This is a genomic window from Pseudomonas sp. WS 5411 (assembly GCF_012985595.1).
Taxonomy (GTDB): Bacteria; Pseudomonadota; Gammaproteobacteria; order Pseudomonadales; family Pseudomonadaceae; genus Aquipseudomonas; species Aquipseudomonas shahriarae.
The window spans coordinates 36,490-60,217 of sequence record NZ_JAARMC010000030.1; the positions used below are offsets into that span (position 1 = coordinate 36,490).

Here is a 23,728-nt window from a genome sequence, read left to right on the forward strand (position 1 = left end):
ATTGTCGAGCACGGGCAAAAGAACAGGCTTGCGCCCTCACCCGACAAAAAAGAAAGGCGCGGATCAACCGCGCCTTCCTGGCAACGCGTTACTCGCCCTGTCGGGCCGGCGCGTCTAGTTCGAAAGCGGTGTGCAGTGCACGCACAGCCAGTTCCAGGTACTTCTCTTCGATCACCACCGATACCTTGATCTCCGACGTGGAGATCATCTGGATATTGATGGTTTCCTTGGCCAGGGATTCGAACATGCGGCTGGCAACACCCGCATGGGAGCGCATGCCCACACCGACGATCGATACCTTGGCGATCTTGGTGTCGCCGACCACTTCACGAGCACCGATTTCCTTGGCAGTGTTCTGCAGGATACGTTCGGCCGCATCGTACTCGTTGCGGTGCACAGTGAAGGTGAAGTCGGTGGTGTTATCGTGCGCAACGTTCTGCACGATCATGTCGACTTCAATGTTCGCGCCGCTGATAGGCCCGAGAATCTTGAACGCCACGCCCGGGGTGTCTGGCACGCCACGGATGGTCAGCTTGGCTTCATCGCGATTAAAAGCGATGCCGGAAATGATCGGCTGTTCCATGGATTCCTCTTCATCAATAGTAATGAGGGTGCCCGGACCCTCTTTAAAGCTGTGCAATACGCGCAGCGGTACGTTGTACTTGCCGGCGAACTCCACCGCACGGATCTGCAGCACCTTGGACCCGAGGCTGGCCATTTCCAGCATCTCTTCGAAGGTGATCTTGTCCAGGCGCTGGGCCACGGACACGACGCGCGGGTCGGTGGTGTAGACGCCGTCCACATCGGTATAGATCTGGCATTCGTCAGCCTTCAAGGCTGCCGCCAGCGCCACACCGGTGGTGTCGGAACCGCCACGGCCCAGGGTCGTGATATTGCCGTGCTCGTCGACGCCCTGGAAACCGGCGACAACCACCACGCGACCGGCCTTCAGGTCACCACGAATCTTCTGGTCGTCGATCTGCAGGATGCGCGCCTTGGTATGCGCGCTGTCCGTCAGGATCCGTACCTGGGTGCCCGTGTAGGACACCGCCGGCACGCCACGCTTGTTCAGCGCCATGGCCAGCAGGGCAATGGTCACCTGCTCACCGGTGGACACGATCACATCCAGCTCACGCGCCAGCGGCGCCTGATCGCCACTGATTTGCTTGGCCAGGTCGATCAGGCGATTGGTCTCGCCGCTCATGGCCGACAGCACCACCACCAGGTCGTCGCCGGCATCGCGGAATTTCTTAACCTTGTCGGCGACCTGCTCGATTCTTTCGACAGAGCCGACCGAGGTGCCTCCAAATTTCTGTACGATCAAAGCCATTTCTAAGCCGCCTCAGCCCGTAAAGGAGCGCCCAATAAACAAATCTTCCAGCAGCTAAGCGAGCCCATGACTAGACCATGGGCTCATTAACAGCGCCTTAAATACCGGCCTCGACAAACGGCACGGTCAGGGCCAGGGCCGCGTCCAGGGCTCCGGCATCTACACCACCGCCTTGCGCCATGTCCGGACGACCACCGCCCTTCCCGCCCACTGCCGCGGCGGCTTGCTTCATCAAATCACCGGCTTTGAGTTGGCCAGTCAGGTCTTTGGTTACACCGGCAACCAGTACGACCTTTTCCTCATGGACACTGCCGAGCAGGATCACTGCGCGACCGAGCTTGTTCTTCAACTGATCGACCAAGGCCAACAGCGCCTTGCCATCTTGACCGTCCAGACGTGCAGTCAGAACCTTCACGCCCTTGATGTCCAGGGCCGAGGCCGACAAATCGTCGCCCGCGGCGCTGGCCGCCTTGGCTTGCAACTGCTCCAGCTGTTTTTCCAGCTGGCGGTTGCGCTCCAGTACGGCAGAGAGCTTGTCGATCAGGTTGTCACGGCTGCCCTTGACCAGGGTCGCCGCTTCCTTGAGTTGTTCTTCGGCCGCATTCAGGTAGGCCAGGGCCGCAGCGCCGGTCACTGCCTCGATACGCCGTACACCGGAAGCCACACCGCCTTCGCTGGTGATTTTCAGCAGGCCGATGTCGCCGGTGCGCGCGGCGTGGATACCGCCACACAGCTCCACGGAGAAGCTGCCGCCCATGCTCAGCACGCGCACTTCGTCGCCGTACTTCTCGCCAAACAGCGCCATGGCGCCTTTTTTCTTGGCGGTTTCAATATCGGTTTCTTCAGTTTCTACCGGGGTGTTCTTGCGAATCTCGGCGTTGACGATATCTTCCAGTGCCTTCAATTGCTCAGGCTTGATCGCTTCAAAATGGCTGAAGTCGAAGCGCAGGCGCTGGCTGTCGACCAACGAACCCTTCTGCTGGACGTGCTCGCCCAATACCTGGCGCAGCGCGGCGTGCAGCAAGTGGGTGGCCGAATGATTCAAGGCGGTTGCATGCCGCACCTCAGCATCAACCTGAGTTTCTACCGGAGCGCCGACCGTCAGGTTACCCAGCACCAACACACCGTGATGCAGGAAAGCACCGCCGGTCTTGGTGGTGTCGCGCACGTCAAAACGACCGGATGTCGAACGCAAGAAACCACAGTCACCGACCTGGCCGCCGGACTCGGCGTAGAACGGCGTCTGATCGAGCACCACGACCGCCTCTTCGCCTTCGCTCAAGACATCGACCGACTTGCCATCTTTATAGATAGCCACGATCTTGGCCGAGCCGACGGTAGCGTGATAGCCGGTGAACTCGGTCGCCACGTCAACCTTGACCAGGGTGTTGTAGTCCAGGCCAAAAGAGCTCGCGGAACGAGCGCGTACACGCTGGGCTTCCATCTCACGCTCGAAACCAGCCTCATCGACCGTCAGTTCACGCTCGCGGGCGATGTCGGCCGTCAGGTCCATCGGGAAGCCATAGGTGTCATACAGCTTGAACACCACATCACCCGGCACCACGGTACCTTTGAGCTCAGCCAGGTCCTGTTCCAGGATCTTCAGGCCGTGCTCCAGAGTCTTGGAGAACTGCTCTTCTTCAGCCTTGAGCACGCGCTCGATGTTGGCTTGCTGCTGCTTGAGTTCCGGGAAGGCTTCGCCCATCTCGGCCACCAGCGCGGCAACGATTTTGTAGAAGAAGCTACCCGTGGCGCCCAACTTGTTACCGTGGCGGCAGGCACGACGGATGATGCGGCGCAGCACATAGCCACGGCCTTCGTTGGAAGGCAGCACGCCGTCGGCAATCAGGAAACCGCAAGAACGGATATGGTCCGACACCACTTTGAGCGAAGACTGGTTGTCGTTGGCGCAGCCAATGGCCGCGGCCGACGCGCTCAGCAGGTTCTTGAACAGGTCGATTTCGTAGTTGGAGTGAACGTGCTGCATCACCGCGCTGATCCGCTCCAGGCCCATACCGGTATCGACCGACGGCGCAGGCAGCGGATGCAACACGCCATCGGCGGTGCGGTTGAACTGCATGAACACGTTGTTCCAGATCTCGATGTAACGGTCACCGTCTTCTTCCGGCGAGCCCGGCGGGCCACCCCAGATGTCGGCGCCATGATCGTAGAAAATCTCGGTGCACGGGCCGCACGGGCCGGTATCGCCCATGGTCCAGAAGTTGTCGGAGGCGTAAGGCGCGCCCTTGTTGTCGCCGATGCGAATCATGCGTTCGACCGGCACACCGATCTGCTGGGTCCAGATGTCGTAGGCTTCGTCATCGGTGGCGTAGACGGTGACCCAGAGTTTTTCCTTCGGCAGCTTCAGCACGCCAGTGAGGAAGGTCCAGGCGAAGTTGATCGCGTCTTGCTTGAAATAATCGCCAAAGCTGAAGTTGCCGAGCATTTCGAAAAAGGTGTGGTGACGGGCGGTGTAGCCAACATTCTCCAGGTCGCTGTTCTTGCCGCCGGCGCGCACGCACTTCTGGCTGCTGGTGGCGCGGGTGTAGGCGCGCTTTTCCTGGCCCAGGAAGCAGTCCTTGAACTGGTTCATCCCCGCGTTAGTGAACAGCAGGGTAGGGTCATTGCCTGGGATCAAGGAGCTGGAGGCGACACGGGTGTGACCTTGCTCTTCGAAGAAGCGAAGGAAGGCTTCACGGATTTCTGCGCTTTTCATTAGGTTCTTCCACGGAGGCTGCGGCCAAAGGCCAGTGCTAAACGTCATCAGACGGAGCGACGGCAAAGGGCCGCATTATATCGGCCCTTTGCCCGTGGTACAGCGTGTTTATACGATAGAAACAGTCAATTAGACGGTCTGCACGGTCATTTCCGGGAAAACTCGACAAATGTCGCCAGCACTTGCTCGATCTGCGCCCGGCTGACGTCCAGGTGCGTGACCATGCGCAGGCGCGGCGCGGCGCTCAACTTGATCCCACGGGCCTCGGCAAACGCCTTCAGGGCCTGGGCCTGCTCGCCGATCTGCACGTAGACCATATTGGTCTGCACCGGCTCCACGCTGTAGCCGGCCTTGCGCAGCTCGTCGCCCAGCCAGTGGGCATTGGCATGGTCGTCGGCCAGGCGCGCCACCTGATGGTCCAGGGCATACAGCCCGGCCGCCGCCAGCGAGCCGGCCTGGCGCATGCCGCCGCCGACCATCTTGCGCAAACGACGGGCCTTGGCGATCAACGCACTGGAGCCACACAGCACCGAGCCAACCGGCGCGCCAAGGCCCTTGGACAGGCACACCGAAACCGAATCGAAGTGCTGGGTAATCTCCCGGGCATCCACGCCCAGCTTGACGGCCGCGTTGTACAGGCGCGCGCCGTCCAGGTGCAGGGCCAGGCCGTGCTCACGGGTAAATGCGCGGGCAGCGGCCAGGTAGCTGATGGGCAAGACTTTGCCCTGCATGGTGTTTTCCAGGGCCAACAGCCGGGTGCGGGCGAAGTGGAAGTCGTCCGGTTTGATCGCCTCTGCGACCTGGGCCAGATCCAGCGAACCGTCGGCCTGGACTTCCAGGGGCTGCGGCTGGATCGAACCCAGCACCGCCGCGCCGCCGCCTTCGTATTTGTAGGTGTGGGCCTGCTGGCCGACGATGTATTCCTCGCCCCGCTCGCAGTGGGCCATCAGCGCCAACAGGTTGCTCATGGTACCGGTAGGCACGAACAGCGCCGCAGCGAAGCCCAGGCGCTTGGCCAGTTCGGCCTCCAGCAGGTTGACGCTGGGGTCTTCACCGTAGACATCATCGCCGCTGGGGGCGTCGGCCATGGCAGCTCGCATGCCAGGGGTGGGTTGGGTCACGGTGTCACTACGAAGATCAATAACCGACATCAAATCTGCCTCTGCGAGTGGGGAGTTCCCTGTTGTAACCGATTACTGCGGGCATCACCGGCAAATATCAAGCCGGCTCGTGGATGGAGCTGCCAGCAAACCTGTCGATAGTCGATATTAACAAGCACCCTATGCAGTTTTTCGAAATGTATGGTAAAAACTCTCCGCCGCCAGGGTTCTGGCGGCAACGTTCTCAGGGCGGGGTGTAATTCCCCACCGGCGGTAATTGCGCGCAATGCGCATAGCCCGCGAGCGCTTGGCGCCTCGAACTGCTCACGCAGGACGGCGGCAAGGTCAGCAGACCCGGTGTGATCCCGGGGCCGACGGTCATAGTCCGGATGAAGAGAGAACGGGATTGGCGCCTAAGGGCCGAACGCTGATGGCATGCCTGCATGCCCCAGCCGCTCGCACCCTTAAATCCCATTCGATTCATAACGCCCTGTTTTTTTCATAAACAGGAGTCAGAACATGCAACCCACCGCAATCGACAGCAAGAGCAAAAACCACCACGGTGAGCGCGTCGCGTTTATCCAGGCTTGCTGGCACAAAGATATTGTTGATCAAAGCCGTAAAGGCTTCCTCGCCGAAATGCTCGTCCAGGGCTACCAGGAGTCGGATATCGACTTCTTTGAAGTCGGCGGCGCCTTTGAAATGCCCCTGCACGCCAAGCTGCTGGCCAAGTCCGGCCGTTACGCCGGCATCGTCGCTGCCGCCCTGGTGGTGGACGGCGGGATCTATCGCCATGAGTTCGTCGCGCAATCGGTGGTCAGCGGCCTGATGCAGGTGCAGCTGGAAACCGAAGTGCCGGTGTTCTCGGTGTCCCTCACGCCGCATCATTTCCACGCGGGCAGCGAGCACCACAACTTCTTCTTTGAGCACTTTGTGCACAAGGGCAAGGAAGCCGCGCAGACCTGCGCCGACACCTTGCACAAGATCCGCGCGATCCGTCGCAATGAGCCGCGTGCTGTAGCGGTTTAAGCGACACTGCAAAGCAAATGTGGGAGCGGGCTTGCTCGCGAAAGCGCTGGATCAGTCACACAGGTATTGACTGACACTCCGCCTTCGCGAGCAAGCCCGCTCCCACATTCGACCGAGTCAGTCTCGGGGTTCAGGCCAGGCCAACATCTGTGGTCGGCACAATCAATATCCCCGCCCGCAAGCCATTCTTGACCTTCGGATTGGGGAAGATGATGCGCGCACCCTCCTCCTCGATCACCCAGCGGGTCTTGGCGATGTCTTCGGCCAGCAGATAGCCCTTCTCCAGCTCTGAAAAGTTCTCCACGTCCGCCGGCAAATGCAGAGTGAAGGCGTCGCTGTGCTTGATGACTTCCCGCGCCACGCTGAACAACTTCAGGCCGTCCAGGCCCTCGGTGGCCGGCTCGGTACCTTCGATGATCTGCTTGAGACGGGTTTCCAGGCGCGACACATCCACCCCCTGGTTCTGCCCAAATGGCCGGGCCTTGCCCAGCTCCAGGGTGAACGACTCGGCGCCCAGTTGCTCGTAGGTAAACGCGGTGAAGGTGATGGAGGTCTTGTTCTGCAACAGCACCGCTTCCATGCCAGCCGCACGTAAACGGGCCAGTTCGGCGCGTGAGTGCTGACGGCCTTCTTTGAAGGGGTACAGGGCAAACTGTTCGATCTTCGAGCCACGGATGGCCGTGTGCAGGTCGTAGTGCAAGCGGCTACGGCCGGGAACGCTGAAGAAGGTGCGGGCCAACTGCTCGAGTTCGGCGGCACGCATGGCTTCAGGGCCGATGCTTTGTTCGTGACGGCCGTTGAACAGCCGGTTGACGTCCTGCTCGAGATAACGCTCGCCGCGGCGTATGGCCTCGGGGTTGCCGAACAGGAACAGAATACGGGTGCGAGGCTTGATCTCCCCACGGGCGATGCCATGCAACAAGCGGTCGGCCAATTCGATCGGCGCGGTTTCGTTGCCATGGATACCGGACGACAACAGCACATCGGCGCCGTTGTCCCGGGCTTCGGGAGGCCGCACTTCAAGCGCGCCCTCACTGAGCCAGCGCATCTGCACGCCGTCGACAGTCAGTTGAATTTTTTGCGCCGGTTCACGACCGGCGAGGGTCAGTTCAAGCAGTTTGCCGAGGGCGAGCATAGAGCAGCTTCCTTAGTGGTTGCAGCCTGGGCCGTGGACGTGATCGTCGTCATCACCTTCAACGTCGGCCGGTTCCATTTCCAGTTGCAGGCTCATCAGGTTGGTCGCCAGGGGGCGCATCAGCAGGTTGGCGTATTCGGCATCACCCTCTTCCACGTCCACGCCGATCAGCAGTTGGCCACGGCCGTCGTGCTGGATCCAGATTTCCTTGCCCTGCCACACCACGGCGAGGCGGGTGCAGGAGGTTTCCAGCTGGGTGCCGTCGGTGTCTTCAAGGATCAGCTTCAGGGTATCGGTGGTCATAAATAAGTCTCAGCCGTGGGGCTTTAATTGATCTGGAAAGGATAAACCGAGCCCAGTTTAAGGATTTGCGTCAGTTCATCCAATGCCGTGCGACATTCGAGCAGCAACTGCGGGTCAGCCAGGTCGGTTTCGCGCAGGCTGTCGCGGTAGTGCTTGCCGACCCATTGGGTCAACGTTTCATACAGCGGTGCCGTCATGATAACCCCTGGGTTGACCGCCGCCAGTTCAGCCTCCTTCAGCGCCACGCGCAAACGCAGGCAGGCCGGGCCGCCGCCGTTCTGCATGCTCTGCTTGAGGTCGAAGACTTTCACTTCGCCGATCGGCCCACCGGAACGGGTCAGGCTTTGCAGGTAGTGCCAGACGCGCTCGTTGTTGTGGCACTCTTCGGGCACGATCAACAGCATCGAACCGTCGGCGCGGCTCAGCAACTGGCTGTTGAACAGGTAAGAGCGCACGGCGTCTTCGACGCTGACCAGGGCGCGGGGCACGCAGATCGCCTGGAAGTTGCCGCCAACCTTGCCCAGCTTGGCCTGCAGCTCAGCCAGCATTTGCTCAGTATTGAGGAACGCATCCTCGTGATAGAACAGCACTTCGCCGTTGCCCACCGCGATCACATCGTTGTGGAACACACCGGCATCAATCACGGCCGGGTTCTGCTGGCCGTAGACCACACCGTCATCCTGCAGGCCATGCAAACGGGCAACCGCCTGGGACGCTTCGAGGGTCTGGCGTGCCGGGTACTTTTGCGGCGCCGGGTAACGGGTGTCGAACGCACTGCGCCCAAACACGAAAAACTCCACGCCCGCCTCACCATATTCGCGGCAGAAACGCGTGTGGTTAGCCGCGCCTTCGTCACCGAACTGCGCCACGGCCGGCAACGCGGCGTGGTGGGCGAAGTGCTTCTGGTCAGCAAACATCGCCCCCAGCACGCGGCTGGTGGTCGGGTGTTCGATGCTGCGGTGGTATTTGCAGTTGAGGTTGGCGGCGGTGAAATGCACGCGGCCGTCGGCCGTGTCGGCGCTCGGGCTGACCGTGGCGGCGTTGGCCACCCACATGCTCGATGCGGAACAACTGGCCACCAGTAACGGCATGGCCTGCTTGGCCGCCTGCTGGATCACCTGGGCGTCGCTACCGGCAAAGCCAAGGCGGCGCAATGCGCCCACATCCGGGCGTTCCTGGGGGGCGAGCACGCCTTGCACAAAGCCCATGTCCATCAGGGCTTTCATTTTCGCCAGGCCCTGCAACGCCGCTTCCTTGGGGTTGGAAGATTGCTGGCTGTTGCTCTGGGACGCGACGTTGCCGTAGGACAAACCGCCGTAGTTATGGGTCGGCCCCACAAGACCGTCAAAATTGACTTCACAGGATTTCATCGGCGAGGCTCCACGAACATCTGTTTTTATAGGCATCAAAGGTCTTCAACACACCACAAATCTGTCTCTGCAAACCCGATCAACTGTAGGCGCCGGCGAGTGTAGGAGCTGGCTTGCCTGCGATGGCATCCCCTCAATCTGACTGAAAGATCGAGGTGTCCGCATCGCAGGCAAGCCAGCTCCCACACACGCCAGCTGCCACATTTAGATCAGCGTCACACCCGGAGTCAGCGCGGCCGGCAAGACCAGGCTCGGGGTTTCCAGGGACGCCACCGGGTACGCGCAATAATCCGCCGCGTAATACGCACTGGCGCGATGATTGCCCGATGCCCCTACCCCGCCAAAGGGCGCGGTGCTGGCGGCGCCGGTCAGTTGCTTGTTCCAGTTGACGATACCGGCCCGGCTCTCCAGCCAGAACTGCTGGTAACGCGCCTCGGAGTCCGACAACAGACCGGCGGCCAGGCCGTACTGGGTGTTGTTGGCTTCACTGATCGCCGCTTCAAAATCCGTATAGCGAATGACTTGCAGCAACGGGCCGAACAGCTCTTCGTCCTCGCGCTCGATCACGGCCGTGACGTCGATGATGCCTGGCGTCAGCAAGGCTGCCTGCGCCTGGGGCTGAGTCATTTCCAGCAGCGCCACGGCGCCGTTGGCCAGCATCAGTTCCTGGGCCTCCATCAAGGCCTTGGCCGCCGCCAGGGAGATCACCGAGCCCATGAACGGCGGCGGTTGCTGGTCGTAGGCACCGACGGCAATGGTCGCGCTGACCGCCACCAGGCGCGCCAGCAGTGCATCGCCCCAGGCGCCTTCCGGTACCAGCAGGCGCCGGGCGCAGGTGCAGCGCTGGCCGGCGGAAATAAAGGCCGACTGGATGATGGTATAGACCGCAGCGTCCACATCGGCCACCTGGTCCACCACCAGCGGGTTGTTGCCGCCCATTTCCAGCGCGAGGATCTTGTCCGGGCGCCCGGCGAATTGCTGGTGCAGGTGGTTGCCGGTGCGGCTGGAGCCAGTGAAGAACAGCCCGTCGATACCTGGATTTGAGGCCAGGGCAATCCCGGTCTCGCGCGCGCCTTGCAGCAGGTTCAACACGCCCGCTGGCAGGCCGGCTTCGACCCAGCACTGCACCGTCAGCTCGGCCACTTTAGGGGTCAGCTCGCTCGGTTTGAACAATACGGTATTACCCGCGAGCAAGGCCGGGACGATATGCCCATTGGGCAAGTGGCCAGGGAAGTTGTAAGGGCCGAATACTGCGACCACACCGTGAGGCTTGTGGCGCAATACAGCGGTGGCGTCGCCCAGGGGGCCGCTCTTCTCGCCGGTACGCTCGCGGTAGCTTTGCACCGAGATCGCGATTTTATTGGCCATGCTGGTGACTTCGGTGGCCGATTCCCACAGAGGCTTGCCGGTTTCCTCGCCAATGCAGCGGGCGATTTCATCGGCACGGCTTTTCAGGGTGGCGGCAAAGGTTTCCAGCACACTGATGCGCTCTTGCAGCGGGCGCTTGGCCCAGGCCGGGAACGCTTGGCGTGCGGCCTGCACCGCGGATTCGACCTGCTCGACGCTGGCGCCATTGCCGGCCCAGACCACTTGCTGGGTCACCGGGTTCAGCGACTCAAAGCGTTCACCCTGGCCAGCCAGCCAGCTCCCTGCGATATACAACGCATTCATTATTTCGACTCCCGGGCAGCAGACAACGGTACCGCACGCACTTGATCACCAGCCACCAGTTGCAGGCGCTTGGCGGTCAGCGGATCGACCACCAGCGTGCCGGCAGCCAGGCGCGCCGGTGCGGCGGTGATGCGGCACTCTTCACGTTTACGGTTATGCATCAGGAACGGCGTGGCGTCGTCCCCCGGCGTGCCAATGGCCAGTACCAGCGCCTGGCTGTCGCGCACCGCGCGGATCTTGCTGGTCTCACACTCCACCGCCGGACCTGCGTCGAAGATATCGACGTAACCCTGGTAGCTGAAGCCTTCGCTCTTGAGCATACTCAAGGCCGGCTCGGTGTCGGGATGAACCTTGCCGATCACGTTGCGGGCGTCCTCGGACAAAAAGCAGGTGTACAGCGGGAACTTGGGCATCAGTTCGGCGATAAACGCCTTGTTGCCCACGCCGGTGAGGTAGTCGGCCTGGCTGAACTCCATCTTGAAGAAGTGCCGGCCCAGGCTTTCCCAGAACGGCGAACGCCCGGCGTCATTGGACACCCCGCGCATCTCGGCGATGATCTTGTTGCCAAACAGCTGCGGGAACTCGGCGATAAACAGCATCCGCGCCTTGGCCAGCATGCGACCGTTGAGGCCGTTGCGGTAATCGGCATGCAGGAACAGCGAGCACAGCTCGGAGTTGCCCGTCAGGTCGTTGGCCAGGAACAGCGTAGGAATCTCGCGGTAGATGTTCAGCTCCTGGGAGGCGCTGACCGTCAGGCCGACCCGGAAGTTGTACCACGGCTCGCGCAGGCCGACGGCGCCGGCAATCGCGGAAATCCCCACCACGCGGCCTTCGTCGTTCTCCAGCACAAACAGGTAGTCGGCATCCCCGCGCCCGGCTTCGCCGCGAAAGGTTTTTTCAGCCCAGCCCACCCGGTGGGTCAGGCGCTCTTCGTTGGCCGGCAAGGTGGTGAGACCGGTGCCAGTGCTGCGCGCCAATTCAATCAGGGCCGGTAAATCGCTGCTGCGTACGGGACGAACGATCATGCTATCTCCTCAAACGGGCCGCTGGCTGCAGCCACCCGCGAAACTCTGCTTTTAAACCGCGACCAGACGCACGCTGGCGCCTTCGCCGACGCCCAGGGCTTCGGCTGCTTCCAGGTCCAGGGTCACGGGCTTGCCCGGCGCGTAGTCCAGTTCGAGCATGACCGCGCGGTAATCCTGCAACTGCGCGTTGCTCACCAGGTACTGGCGGCCGACGCCCTTGACCATCTCGCCGATCTTCACCGGCACCACGCGGCTCTGGGCGATCGAACGAATGCCCGAGACCCGCGCATGCAGGGTCGGGCCACCGTCGAAGATGTCGATGTAATGGTCGGTTTCAAAGCCTTCGCGCATCAGGATGTCGAAGGTGATCTGCGCACGCGGGTGTACCTGGCCCATGGCTTCCTGGGCTTCATCCGGCAACAGCGGCACGTAGATTGGGTAGTGCGGCATCAGTTCGGCGAGGAAGGTGCGGCTCTTCAACCCGCACAGGCGCTCGGCGGCAGCATAGTTGAGGTCGAAGAAGTTGCGGCCGATGGCGTCCCAGAACGGCGAGTCACCGTTCTCATCGCTGTAGCCGACAATCTCGGTCACCACAGAATCGGCAAACCGCTCCGGATGGCTGGCGACAAACAACAGGCGGCCACGGGAGTTGAGCTCCGACCAGGCCGACCCCACCAGCTCCGGCACCACATAGAAGCTGGTCAGCAAGCTGTTGCCGGTCAGGTCGTGGCACTGGGACAGGACGTGAATCTTGTTGTGGATCTTCAGTTCACGGGAGGCGTGGACGAAGGTCTCGTTGCGAAAGCTGTAGAACGGCTCGGAATAACCGGCCGAGGCGACGATGGCCGAACAGCCCACCAGCTTGCCGGCAACGGTGTCTTCGAGAACAAAGAAATAGCTTTCTTCGCCGTTGAAACTCACTTCGGCGGCGAAGGACGCTTCGCTGGCGGCGATTTTGTCGCTCAGGCGTTCAACGTCATCCGGCAGGGAGGTGACACCAATCGGGCTGTCCGCAGCCAGACGCTGTACCTCGCCCAGATCAGCCATTTGCGCGGGGCGCATCACCAGCATGGTGTCACTCCTTAACTCGAAAACTTCATAAAAAAATGCCGGACACCGAACCTGGAATCACCCAGGTTCCAATGTGGGAGCGGGCTTGCCCGCGATTGCGGTGGGCCAGTCACAACAACGTCGACTGACAGATCGCTATCGCGGGCAAGCCCGCTCCCACATTTGATCCGGTTCGTTAGATAAATGTGTATCTATCAGGCTTGCGTCAGTGTTTTTACAGCACGCTCAAAACGATCCAGCCCTTCAGTGATATCCGCATCTTCCACCACCAGGCTCGGCGCAAAGCGCACCACGTCCGGGCCGGCTTGCAGGATCATCAGGTTTTCTTTCTCGGCCGCGTTGAACACGTCCTTGGCCTTGCCTTTGAAGGCATCGCTCAATACACAACCGAGCAGCAGGCCCATGCCACGCACCTGGGTGAAGATCCCGTATTTCTGGCCGATCTGCTCCAGGCGGGCCTTGAACAGGTCGTGCTTGGCATTCACGCCGGCCAGCACCTCAGGGGTGTTGATCACGTCGATCACCGCTTCCGCCACCGCGCATGCCAGCGGGTTGCCGCCGTAGGTGGTGCCGTGGGTGCCGACCACCAGGTGCTTGGCCAGGTCTTCACGGGTCAGCATCGCGGCAATCGGGAAACCACCGCCCAGGCTCTTGGCGCTGGTAAGGATGTCAGGCACCACGCCGTAGTGCTGGTAGGCAAACAGATGGCCGCTACGGCCCATACCGGTCTGCACTTCGTCGAACACCAGCAGTGCATTGTTGGCGTCACACAGGTCGCGGGCACCTTGCAGGTAGGCCAGCTCGGCCGGCAGCACGCCGCCTTCACCCTGGATCGGTTCCAGCACCACGGCGCAGGTCTTGTCCGACACCGCAGCTTTCAGCGCGTCCAGGTCGTTATAAGGAACGTGGGTGATGCCGGTGATTTTAGGACCGAAGCCATCGGAGTACTTCGACTGGCCACCGACGTTGACGGTAAACAGGGTGCGGCCGTGGAAGCTGTTCAGTGCGGCGATGATCTCGTATTTCTCGCTGCCGAAACGGTCGAACGCCACGCGACGGGCCAGCTTGAAGGCGGCCTCGTTGGCTTCGGCGCCGGAGTTGCAGAAGAACACGCGCTCGGCAAAGGTGGCGTCGATCAGCTTATGGGCCAGGCGCAGGGCCGGCTCATTGGTGAACACGTTAGAGACGTGCCACAGCTTGTTGGCCTGTTCAGTCAGTGCACCGACCAGCGCCGGGTGGGCATGGCCCAGCACGTTTACTGCGATGCCGCCGGCAAAGTCGATCAGCTCGCGACCCGACTGGTCCCACACACGGGAACCTTCGCCACGCACAGGGATAAAGGCGGCAGGGGCATAGTTGGGCACCATGACCTGGTCGAAATCGGCACGTTGCACCGGGGCTTGCTCAACGGACATCGGAGTCTCCTGAAGAGGAACGCCTGCCTGAAACTGGCGGGCGATGCAGGGATTGTAAGGACAGTTTTCAGCGCGGCCTTGCCGCCAAGCGACAACTTCTTATAGCGCCAACCCCCGTTTTACGCGGGTTTACGCCAATGCGACAAATAGCTTCGCAATGGCGCAGTTTAAACAGAAGACAGGCGGTTGCGGCAGTGCCGTGGGAATTTTGCTCAGTTGCATGCGCCGGACAAGACGCTGCTCAGCCGCGCTCGGACGGCACCGACGACAACTCGAACGGGCTGCTGCTGCGACGCTGGTTGCGGTCTTCACGCGGGGTGGCGCCGAAGAAGTTGCGGTAGGCGCTGGAGAAGTGCGGCCCCGAGGAGAAGCCGCAGGACAGGCCGATCTGGATGATCGACTTGCTGGTTTGCATCAACATCTGGCGCGCCTTGTTCAGGCGCAGCTCCAGGTAGTACTGGCTGGGAACGCGGTTGAGGTATTGCTTGAAGATCCGTTCCAGTTGTCGTCGCGACACGCACACATGCTGGGCGATTTCGTCGGTGGTCAGCGGTTCTTCGATATTGGCCTCCATCAGCAACACCGCCTGGGTCAGCTTCGGATGGCTGGAGCCCAGGCGGTTTTGCAGAGGGATGCGCTGACGCTCGCCGCCTTCACGGATGCGCTCCACCACCAGTTCTTCGGAGACCGCGCCCGCCAGTTCGGCGCCGTGGTCACGGGCCAGCACTGCCAGCATCAGGTCGAGGACCGACATGCCGCCACAGGCGCTCAGGCGATCGCGGTCCCAATCGAACAAATGGCTGGTGGCAATGACCTTGGGAAAACGCTCGGCAAAGTCGTCCTGCCAGCGCCAGTGCACGGCAGCACGATAGCCATCGAGCAACCCCAGTTGCGCCAGGGGATACACCCCTGCCGACAAGCCACCGATCACGCAGCCGGCGCGTACCAGCTGCTTGAGCGCAGAGCCCAGTTGCGAGGCGATCACCGTCGGCGGCTCATCGGCCAGCAGGAACAGCTTCTGGAAACCTTCCAGCTTGCCGGCCCAGGGTTCGCCGGGCAATTTCCACTCACCCTCGACCGGCGGCTCGGCCTGCAGGAATGACACCTCGTAGACCACATCCGGATGCACCCGCTGGGCAACGCGCAAGGCCTCCTCAGCCAGCGCAAGCGTCAGGGCTTTAGTGCTGGGCCAAATCAGGAAACCGATGCGATGGGCTGTCATGGAATGCTATCCGAAACGAAAAACGGGAGTAGAGGCATGGGCCAATGCTAGCCCGTAAGTAAACACAAAACTCAACACAAACAGAGATCTGATGTGGGGGCTGGCTTGCCTGCGACAGCGGCGGGCCAGTCACCTCGCCATCGCAGGCAAGCCCGCCCCCACAGGGAATCGAGGCCAACCTCAAGGCTGCGAAGCATGCACTATTTCAGTGCATAAACGCAGCCCTGTTTACTTCAAGCTGCCGGACAAGAACTGCTGCAACCGCTCGGACTGCGGGTTGACCAGCACTTCACGCGGGTTGCCGCGCTCTTCGACAATGCCTTTGTGCAGGAACACCAACTGGTTCGACACTTCACGGGCAAAGCCCATTTCGTGAGTCACCACCACCATGGTCCGGCCTTCCAGGGCCAGGTCCTGCATGACTTTCAAGACTTCGCCGACCAGCTCCGGGTCGAGGGCCGAAGTCGGCTCGTCAAACAGCATCACCTCAGGCTCCATCGCCAGCGCCCGGGCAATTGCCACGCGCTGCTGCTCGCCACCGGACATATGGCCGGGGAAGGCGTCCTTGCGGTGGGCCACGTCCACTTTGGCCAGGTAGTGCTCGGCCTTTTCGCGGGCGTCTTTTTTCGACATGCCCAGCACGTGTACCGGGGCTTCCATGACGTTTTCCAGGGCGGTCATGTGCGACCACAGGTTGAAATGCTGGAACACCATGGACAGGCGCGAACGCATGCGCTGCAACTGCTTGGGGTCGGCGGCCTTCATCGCGCCGTCCTTGTTGGCCACCAGCTTCAGCTCTTCGTTATTGAGCAGGATCTTGCCGGCGTGAGGCTGCTCCAGCAGGTTGATGCAGCGCAAAAAGGTACTTTTGCCCGAGCCACTGGACCCGATGATGCTGATCACATCACCGGCCGCGGCGGCCAAGGACACGCCTTTGAGCACTTCATGACTGCCATAGCGTTTATGCAGGTCTTGGACTTCAAGTTTGTACATGCGGTCGGTTCTCACAAAAACAGTTGGTCAGTCGTTGAGCAAGCGCCCGTGACGCAGCGCTTCGCGCCCCGCCACCTTGGCCAGCCAGAAACCCGCTTGGGCATAACGTAGCCGTTCAACGGCAAACAACACCCCCGACGTACCGGCACAGACAATGCTGACGCGGTCGGCCAAAGGATCAATCACTTCAAAAATCGGTTCGCCGGTTTCCACCCAGTCACCGGCTTTACGCAGGTAACTGATCACCCCGGCGTGGGGTGCGAACAGCAATTCGGTGCCTTCAAAGGGCACCCCTTCACACGGCTCATGTTGCGGCGCCGGCCACTCACCCTTGATCAGGCCCTGCTCGGCGAGGAACGCGAGGATGCCTTCGGCGTGAAAAATCGCCTCATCCCGACCGGTGTCGGCCTGACCGCCCAGCTCCAGGGTGGTTGCCAGGCAAGCCAGGGGGATCTGCGCCTCGGGGAACGCCCGCGACAAACGCAGCCACGGCAACGAGCAGGCTTCATCAAACGAGCTGCCGCCGGAGTCTTCCGCCAACAGGCCGACCTTCACATTCAAATGCGCCGACAACGAACGCCACTGCGGCCAGTGCTGGGGCAGCGCGTACATGTGCAGCGCAGCTTCGGCATCGCAGTGCAGGTCGAGGACCACATCGGCGGTGCAGGCATGGCTCAGCAAGACCCGCTGCATGCCTTGCAACTGGCTGCTCGGCTCGGGCAATGCATTGAGCGCATCGCTCATCGCCTGGCGGATCATGCGCACGTTGGCGTGAGGATCGTCGCCCAGCCGGCCTTCCAGCAGGGCCGCCACCGGCGCGCTCAACTCGACGAAATCACGGTTGAAGTTCTTGCCGCTGCCAATCTCGAAACGCCCCTGGTGGCTGCCTTGCAGCAACTGCCCGAGGCCCATCGGGTTGGCCACCGGCACCAGTTCGATCACCCCGTTGAGCGCACCCTGCTGCTCCAGCTCAAGCAGGCGCTTTTTCAGCTCCCAGGCCGCGCGCATCCCCGGCAACTCATCGGCGTGCAGGCTGGCCTGCAGATACGCCTTGCGCTCGCCGTGGCCGAAGCGGAACACCGTCAGTTGGCGCTCGCAGCCCAGGTGCCCCCAGGGCAATACGTGGTCGATGCGTTCCATATCAGTGCTTCCGTGGAGCCAGGTAGCTCAACCAGCGACGCTCGGCCAGCTTGAACAGGCGCACCAGGATGAACGTCAGGCACAGGTAGAACAGGCCCGCGGTGATATAGGCTTCGAACGGCAGGTAGTACTGGGCGTTCACCGTGCGCGCGGCACCGGTGATGTCGATCAGGGTAACGATGGAGGCCAGGCTGGTGGTCTGCAACATCATGATCACTTCATTGCTGTACTGCGGCAGTGCCCGGCGCAGGGCCGAGGGCAGCAGGATGCGGCGGTACAGCTTGTAGCGCGACATGCCCATGGCCTTGGCGGCTTCGATCTCGCCATGGGGCGTGGCCTTGAGGCTGCCGGCGATGATTTCTGCGGTGTAGGCACTGGTATTGATGGCAAAGGCCAGGCAGGCGCAGAAGGTTGCGCTGGACAGCCACGGCCAGAGGAAGCTCTCGCGTACCGCTTCGAACTGGGCCAGGCCGTAGTAGATCAGGAACAGCTGCACCAGCATCGGCGTGCCGCGGATCACATAGGTGTAGAGCCAGGCCGCGCCATTGACCAGCGGCTGCTTGGACACCCGCATCAGGCCCAGGGGCACGGCGGCGAGCAGGCCGAAGAACAGCGAGATCAGCAGCAGTTTGAGGGTGGTCAGCAAGCCGCCAAGGTACAGCGGCATGGCCTCCCAGATGACGTTGTAGTCGAAGATCATAGATCAGCCGCCTTTACGCCTACCGAGTAGCGCTTCTCAAGGTAACGCAGGGCCAGCAACGAGACGCTGGTGATCACCAGGTACATCGCCGCCACCGCGAGGAAGAAGGTAAAAGGTTCGCGGGTGGCATCCGCCGCCTGCTTGGCCTTGAACATCATGTCTTGCAGGCCCACCACCGAAATCAGCGCAGTGGCCTTGGTCAATACCAGCCAGTTGTTGGTAAAACCAGGGATTGCCAGCCGGATCATCTGCGGCACCATCACCCGGAAAAATACCTGGAACGGGCTCATGCCATAGGCCATGCCCGCCTCGGCCTGCCCCTTGGGGATAGCCATGAAGGCGCCACGGAAGGTTTCCGAGAGGTAGGCGCCAAAGATGAAACCCAGGGTGCCGATACCGGCGGCCAAGGGGTTCAAGTCAATATAGTCGTCGTAGCCCAGTAGCGGCGCGACGCGGTTGAGCAGGTCCTGACCACCGTAGAAAATCAGCAGGATCAGCACCAGGTCGGGGATCCCGCGGATCACCGTGGAATACAGGTCGCCCAGCCACGCCAGCCAGCGGACCGGCGACAGGCGTAGTGCAACCCCAATCAGACCCAGAACAATGGCCAAGGCCATGGACGACAAGGCGAGCTGAAGCGTCAACCATGCGCCATCGAGGATAACGGCCCCGTAGCCTTTCAACATGATTCAGGTCCTCGAAAAGGCGGATGAAAAAATGGCGCAAACTTCAGAGACCCTGGTGCTTGCGCCATTCTGGACAGACAACTGCGAAGGTTTACTTGGCGTCAGCGCCGTAAATATCGAAGTTGAAATACTTTTTCTCGATTTCTTTGTACTTGCCATTGGCGCGGATCGCAGCGATGGCCGCATTGATGCGCTCCAGGTTGGCCTTGTCGCCTTTACGCACTGCGATGCCGATGCCGTCGCCGAAGTATTTGGCGTCGGTGAACGCAGGACCTACGAACGCGTAGCCTTTGCCCGCGTCGGTCTTCAGGAAACCGTCTTCGAGCAGGGTCGCGTCAGCCACGGTGCCATCAAGGCGACCGGCAGCCACGTCCAGGTAGATTTCGTTCTGGGTGCTGTAAGGAACGATGGTCGCACCTTTAGGCGCCAGGACTTCCTTGGCGAAACGGTCGTGGATCGAACCACGCTGTACGCCGATCTTCTTGTCCTTGAGCTCAACCAGGCTGTCGCTGACGGCAACGCCGTCCTTCATCACCAGGCGCGCCGGGGTCAGGTAGTAGCGGTTGGTGAAGTCCACGGACTTCTTGCGGTCGTCAGTGATGGACATGGACGACAGAATCGCGTCGATCTTGCGGACTTTGAGCGCCGGGATCAGGCCGTCGAATTCCTGCTCGACCCAAGTGCACTTGACCTTCATCTCTTCGCACAGGGCATTGCCGATGTCGTAGTCGAAACCGACGATGTTGCCGTCCGGCGCCTTCGAGGCAAACGGAGGGTAGGCTGCTTCGATACCAATTTTCAGCGGCTTCTCTTCAGCGAAGGCTTGCATGGACAGCACGGACAGCGCCAGGGCGCCCAACAGCACGAGTTTCTTCATCTTGGGACTCCATCGGTATAGGACAAAAACAGCAGTATGAGCCATGGCCCACGATGCGACTGAGTGAAACCGAATAGCGGTGCTGCGTCCTACACCAGTTCAACACGGCGACGACGAGCGAGTGATCGGCATTCTAACGACAGGCCGGAAGCCGATATTTCCTCAATGCGACAACAATTTACAGAAGCACCGAGAAAGCGACTCCAACACATTGACAACCCCTGAAATTTATGCAGAGGCAAAAGATACTAAACCTATTAACGCTGCAAATTGCGGGCCTATTATTCGCAAACCCTTCTATCCCGGCAAGTGTAGCGTTTGATCTTATTTTGCCGGGCGTCTAAAACGGGCATTTTCAAGGCGCTGATGTAGCACTTTGCCTCATGTTTGGGCGCAAGGTTACACATTTGCACCGCTGGGTAACATTCAGAAATGCCCTACGAGATAAACCGATATTTATTGGCTTGCTGCTGAGAGCAGTCTGTCAGCCGCCAACTGCCACATTGCTGGTACTTCAAAGTGAATTCCCACAAAAAAGCCCCACCCGGCTTACACCGAATGGGGCTTGGTCCCATCAACCCGCTTACGCGGCGTTCATGGTCTTGTGGGTATCAATCAAATGCTGCACCACGCTTGGATCGGCCAGGGTGGAGATATCGCCCAGCCCGTCATACTCGGCCGTGGCAATCTTGCGCAGGATACGGCGCATGATTTTCCCCGAACGGGTCTTCGGCAGACCCGGTGCCCACTGGATCACGTCCGGCGAAGCAATCGGGCCGATCTCTTTGCGCACCCAGTTCTTCAGCTCCAGGCGCAACGCTTCGGTCGGCTCCTCGCCGTTTTTCAGGGTGACATACACATAGATGCCTTGGCCCTTGATGTCGTGAGGTACGCCAACCACTGCTGCTTCCGTGACTTTCGGGTGGGCAACCATGGCGCTTTCGATCTCGGCGGTGCCCATGCGGTGCCCGGAAACGTTGAGCACGTCATCCACGCGGCCGGTGATCCACCAGTAGCCGTCTTCATCGCGACGCGCGCCGTCGCCGGTGAAGTACATGCCACGGAAGGTCTTGAAGTAAGTGTCGACAAAACGGTCATGGTCGCCGTACAGGGTACGCGCCTGGCCTGGCCACGAATCGAGGATCACCAGGTTGCCTTCGGCGGCGCCCTCGATGATGTTGCCCAGGTTGTCCACCAACGCCGGCACCACACCAAAGAATGGGCGTGCCGCCGAACCCGGCTTGAGCGCGTGGGCGCCCGGCAATGGGCTCATCAGGGTCGCGCCGGTTTCGGTCTGCCACCAGGTATCGACAATCGGGCAACGGGATTGGCCGACGTTCTTGTAGTACCAGTCCCACGCTTCCGGGTTGATCGGCTCACCCACCGAACCCAACAGGCGCAAGCTGCTGCCGTCAGTGCCTTCGCAGGCGGCGGTGCCGGAAGCCATCATTGCGCGGATCGCCGTCGGCGCGGTGTAGAGGATATTGACCTTGTGCTTGTCGACGATCTTCCCGACCCGGGTGATATCCGGGTAGTTCGGCACGCCTTCGAACAGCAGCGTGGTCGCGCCATTGGCCAGCGGGCCGTAGACAATATAAGTGTGGCCAGTGACCCAACCGACGTCAGCGGTGCACCAGTAGACTTCGCCCGGGCGGTAGTCGAACACGCGCTCGTGGGTCAGGGCCGCGTACAACAGGTAGCCGCCGGTGGTGTGCTGCACGCCCTTGGGCTTGCCGGTGGAGCCGGAGGTGTAAAGGATGAACAGCGCTTCTTCCGCACCCATCTCTTTTGGCGCGCAGACAGTGCCCGCCACTTTCATCAGGTCTTCGTACCAGATGTCGCGATGCTGGTTCCACTTGATCTGGCCATTGGTGCGCTTGCACACGATGACTTTCTGGATGCTGCTGGTTTCCGGGTTGGTCAGCGCGTCGTCGACGTTGGCCTTGAGCGGCACCTTCTTGCCGGCACGGATGCCTTCGTCAGCGGTGATCACCACTTTGGATTTGCAGTCGATGATGCGACCGGCCAGGGCCTCAGGCGAGAAACCGCCAAACACCACCGAGTGGATCGCACCGATGCGGGTACAGGCCAGCATGGCGACCACGGCTTCGGGAATCATCGGCATATAGATGGTCACCACGTCGCCGCGGTGCACATCCTGGCCACGCAGGGCGTTGGCGAACTTGCAGACTTGTTCATGCAGTTCGCGGTAGGTGATGGTACGACTCTCGGAAGGGTCATCGCCTTCCCAGATGATCGCCGCGTGGTCGCCACGCTCGGCGAGGTGACGGTCCAGGCAGTTGTAGGAAACGTTGAGGGTGCCGTCTGCGAACCATTTGATATCGACATGGTGGTCGTCGAACGAGGTTTGCTTGACCGTGGTGAAAGGCTTGATCCAGTCAAGACGCTTGGCTTGCTCGCGCCAGAAGCCGTCGGGGTTGACCACCGACTGCTGGTACATGGCCTTGTAGGTCGCCTCGTCGGTCAGCGTATTGGCTGCTACTTCGGGGCGAACGGGGTACAGGGAAGCCGCACTCATCTTTCTTACCTCGGTGACAATAGTTGTTGTTGTATGCCCCTGTTTTAGCCGGGGTAGGCCTATAGAACCATTCGACGATGGTAGTAACAAGCCCCTACAAATTACCCTGATATCCCCTTGCAATGCTCTGGCTCGGGGCTTGTGGCGCTTTTCTCAGCCTCTAAAAAAACCTCTGTGGTGGATTGTTACGAAAACCGCCAAAAGTGTTTATCAAAAGCACGGGTATATGAATGCAACCCAGGCGCCTAAAATCAGCCTCGCCAACAAGGCACCGTGATTAACCAAGTTGCAGCCCCCACGAAGGCACGTTAATCCGAACTCACTACTCAAGTTACACACGTGGCCTCACAAGGGCCCCGTGCCCCCCTTCGACTGTAAAAAGGTAAATTGGAAATGAAAGCTTTATTAGTTATGGCCCTTGCCAGCCTGTGCGCCACCGCCGCCCTGGCCGACGAGATCCCGACTGACGTAGCCAGCCAGCACACCGCCATTGTTGAGGAATACACCTACTCCACCGATCTGGATATCGCCAAAGTGGTGTCCATGAGCGCCATCCCGAATGTCTGCGAAGTTGTTCCAGCGCGCATGGAATATGAAGATCACCAGGGCCAGCGTCATATTCTTAATTACAAAGTCATGGGTAATGGTTGCTCTAACGGTTAATAACTTAGTTAGTTAGAACTTAACCTGGCAATGTTCGCCGCAAGGAATTGTCCTTGCGGCAAAGAATCACCCGCAAAATCCTCGCCTTGCCCCCTGCTTCAAAAATCCCTCACCGCCCGTCAAAAAAATCCTACCCCGGCAAACCCTTGTAAACCCGTGCCCCGGCCGGAAATACCCTCATTTTGCCCCTCGACTGAGGCTATCCGCCGCAACACAAAGGCAAATTTTTCCCTATAATGCGCGGGTAAATCGGGCCTGCAATATCCCTTTACATGGGGTAACGAGCCAGACCTGAGGCCCCGCAGGAGTACGACACTGTCGCTCCGCCCCTCAGGCCTCAAGCAGAACACCCGTAGCCCTATTCCGTTTAGTGCCTGCGCGAGCTGTTGCAACAAACGATTCCTTAAAGATCCACCGCGGCCCTTGGGCCGTGTGAACACCCAACCATCCGGTTTCACACGGGCACCATTGGCCCACACGCAGGAGACGACACGTCATGCTGAGCTGGGACGAATTCGACAAAGAAGAAGAAGGCGAAGTAGCCGCTAAAGGCGCCAACGCCGGCCACGCCACCGAAGCCAACATGGACCGCCTCGACGGTGCCGGCGCTGCCGCCGCCATCGAAGCCCGCGCCGTCACCGCCAACGACTCCGCCGCCATCGTGCGCGCCAAGGCTGCCCTGGACAAACTCGACGTCGCCGAAGGCCTCGCCGAACTCGAAGGCGCTTCCGCCCGTGTTGCCG

The 23,728-nt window shown here is 60.8% G+C and carries 19 protein-coding genes, 1 pseudogene and 1 riboswitch; of the genes and pseudogenes, 3 read left to right on the forward strand and 17 right to left on the reverse strand.

The features are described from left to right. Positions 1-88 precede the first annotated feature (88 nt). The 3 genes from HBR93_RS24865 to ltaE form a co-directional block, all read right to left on the reverse strand. Complete coding sequence (locus tag HBR93_RS24865; RefSeq protein WP_057439706.1) at positions 89-1,330, reverse strand: aspartate kinase; 1,242 nt, start codon at positions 1,328-1,330, stop codon at positions 89-91. Between the two features lie 97 nt (positions 1,331-1,427). After that, on the reverse strand, positions 1,428-4,046 hold the full coding sequence (alaS, locus tag HBR93_RS24870) for an alanine--tRNA ligase (RefSeq protein ID WP_169961310.1): 2,619 nt from the start codon (positions 4,044-4,046) through the stop codon (positions 1,428-1,430). A gap of 146 nt (positions 4,047-4,192) precedes the next feature. Next, positions 4,193-5,197, reverse strand: a complete 1,005-nt coding sequence (gene ltaE / locus HBR93_RS24875; protein ID WP_057439708.1) for a low-specificity L-threonine aldolase — start codon at positions 5,195-5,197, stop codon at positions 4,193-4,195. 185 nt (positions 5,198-5,382) lie between these two features. Then, positions 5,383-5,552: riboswitch (FMN riboswitch) on the forward strand. A 113-nt stretch (positions 5,553-5,665) separates the two neighbouring features. Between ltaE and HBR93_RS24880 the strand changes: the two genes are divergently transcribed. After that, entirely contained in the window at positions 5,666-6,175 is a 510-nt protein-coding gene (locus HBR93_RS24880) for a 6,7-dimethyl-8-ribityllumazine synthase (RefSeq protein WP_057960446.1), read from the forward strand. Between the two features lie 130 nt (positions 6,176-6,305). Here the strand turns inward: HBR93_RS24880 and astE are convergent, their stop codons facing one another. The 14 genes from astE to acs form a co-directional block, all read right to left on the reverse strand. Beyond that, on the reverse strand, positions 6,306-7,310 hold the full coding sequence (gene astE / locus HBR93_RS24885) for a succinylglutamate desuccinylase (RefSeq protein WP_169961311.1): 1,005 nt from the start codon (positions 7,308-7,310) through the stop codon (positions 6,306-6,308). Positions 7,311-7,322: 12 nt separating this feature from the next. Beyond that, on the reverse strand, positions 7,323-7,613 hold the full coding sequence (locus tag HBR93_RS24890) for a hypothetical protein (RefSeq protein WP_029294458.1): 291 nt from the start codon (positions 7,611-7,613) through the stop codon (positions 7,323-7,325). 23 nt (positions 7,614-7,636) lie between these two features. Next, on the reverse strand, positions 7,637-8,983 hold the full coding sequence (astB, locus tag HBR93_RS24895; RefSeq protein WP_057439710.1) for an N-succinylarginine dihydrolase: 1,347 nt from the start codon (positions 8,981-8,983) through the stop codon (positions 7,637-7,639). Positions 8,984-9,187: 204 nt separating this feature from the next. Then, the gene (astD, locus tag HBR93_RS24900; RefSeq protein ID WP_169961313.1) at positions 9,188-10,657 is read right to left on the reverse strand and encodes a succinylglutamate-semialdehyde dehydrogenase; all 1,470 of its coding nucleotides are present in this window, start codon (positions 10,655-10,657) and stop codon (positions 9,188-9,190) included. Next, positions 10,654-11,679 (reverse strand): arginine N-succinyltransferase, encoded by a 1,026-nt coding sequence (astA, locus tag HBR93_RS24905; RefSeq protein ID WP_057960449.1) that lies wholly within the window; start codon positions 11,677-11,679, stop codon positions 10,654-10,656. Before astA ends, astD begins: the two co-directional genes overlap by 4 nt. A 51-nt stretch (positions 11,680-11,730) precedes the next feature. Further along, positions 11,731-12,750, reverse strand: coding sequence for an arginine/ornithine succinyltransferase subunit alpha (gene aruF, locus HBR93_RS24910; protein ID WP_032861580.1), 1,020 nt, complete (start codon positions 12,748-12,750; stop codon positions 11,731-11,733). A 194-nt stretch (positions 12,751-12,944) separates the two neighbouring features. Further along, positions 12,945-14,165: an aspartate aminotransferase family protein gene (locus HBR93_RS24915; RefSeq protein ID WP_057439713.1), complete on the reverse strand. Its 1,221-nt coding sequence runs from the start codon at positions 14,163-14,165 to the stop codon at positions 12,945-12,947. 241 nt (positions 14,166-14,406) lie between these two features. Further along, the gene (locus HBR93_RS24920) at positions 14,407-15,387 is read right to left on the reverse strand and encodes a GlxA family transcriptional regulator (RefSeq protein ID WP_057439714.1); all 981 of its coding nucleotides are present in this window, start codon (positions 15,385-15,387) and stop codon (positions 14,407-14,409) included. Between the two features lie 228 nt (positions 15,388-15,615). Further along, the gene (locus tag HBR93_RS24925) at positions 15,616-16,380 is read right to left on the reverse strand and encodes an ATP-binding cassette domain-containing protein (RefSeq protein ID WP_169961312.1); all 765 of its coding nucleotides are present in this window, start codon (positions 16,378-16,380) and stop codon (positions 15,616-15,618) included. Positions 16,381-16,407: 27 nt separating this feature from the next. Then, positions 16,408-17,520 carry a succinylglutamate desuccinylase/aspartoacylase family protein gene (locus tag HBR93_RS24930; protein ID WP_057439715.1) on the reverse strand — a complete coding sequence of 371 codons (1,113 nt, stop codon included), beginning with the start codon at positions 17,518-17,520 and terminating at the stop codon, positions 16,408-16,410. 1 nt (position 17,521) lies between these two features. Continuing rightward, on the reverse strand, positions 17,522-18,220 hold the full coding sequence (locus tag HBR93_RS24935; protein ID WP_029294436.1) for an ABC transporter permease: 699 nt from the start codon (positions 18,218-18,220) through the stop codon (positions 17,522-17,524). Then, positions 18,217-18,906 carry an ABC transporter permease gene (locus HBR93_RS24940; RefSeq protein ID WP_029294434.1) on the reverse strand — a complete coding sequence of 230 codons (690 nt, stop codon included), beginning with the start codon at positions 18,904-18,906 and terminating at the stop codon, positions 18,217-18,219. The genes HBR93_RS24935 and HBR93_RS24940 overlap by 4 nt, the downstream gene beginning before the upstream one ends. Before the next feature lie 91 nt (positions 18,907-18,997). Next, on the reverse strand, positions 18,998-19,783 hold the full coding sequence (locus HBR93_RS24945) for an ABC transporter substrate-binding protein (protein WP_057439716.1): 786 nt from the start codon (positions 19,781-19,783) through the stop codon (positions 18,998-19,000). 583 nt (positions 19,784-20,366) lie between these two features. Then, positions 20,367-22,322: an acetate--CoA ligase gene (acs, locus tag HBR93_RS24950; protein ID WP_057439717.1), complete on the reverse strand. Its 1,956-nt coding sequence runs from the start codon at positions 22,320-22,322 to the stop codon at positions 20,367-20,369. Positions 22,323-22,715: 393 nt separating this feature from the next. Between acs and HBR93_RS24955 the strand changes: the two genes are divergently transcribed. Further along, on the forward strand, positions 22,716-22,985 hold the full coding sequence (locus HBR93_RS24955; protein WP_057444078.1) for a DUF2790 domain-containing protein: 270 nt from the start codon (positions 22,716-22,718) through the stop codon (positions 22,983-22,985). A gap of 496 nt (positions 22,986-23,481) precedes the next feature. After that, positions 23,482-23,728: pseudogene (locus HBR93_RS24960) on the forward strand (ribonucleotide-diphosphate reductase subunit beta); the annotation flags it as partial.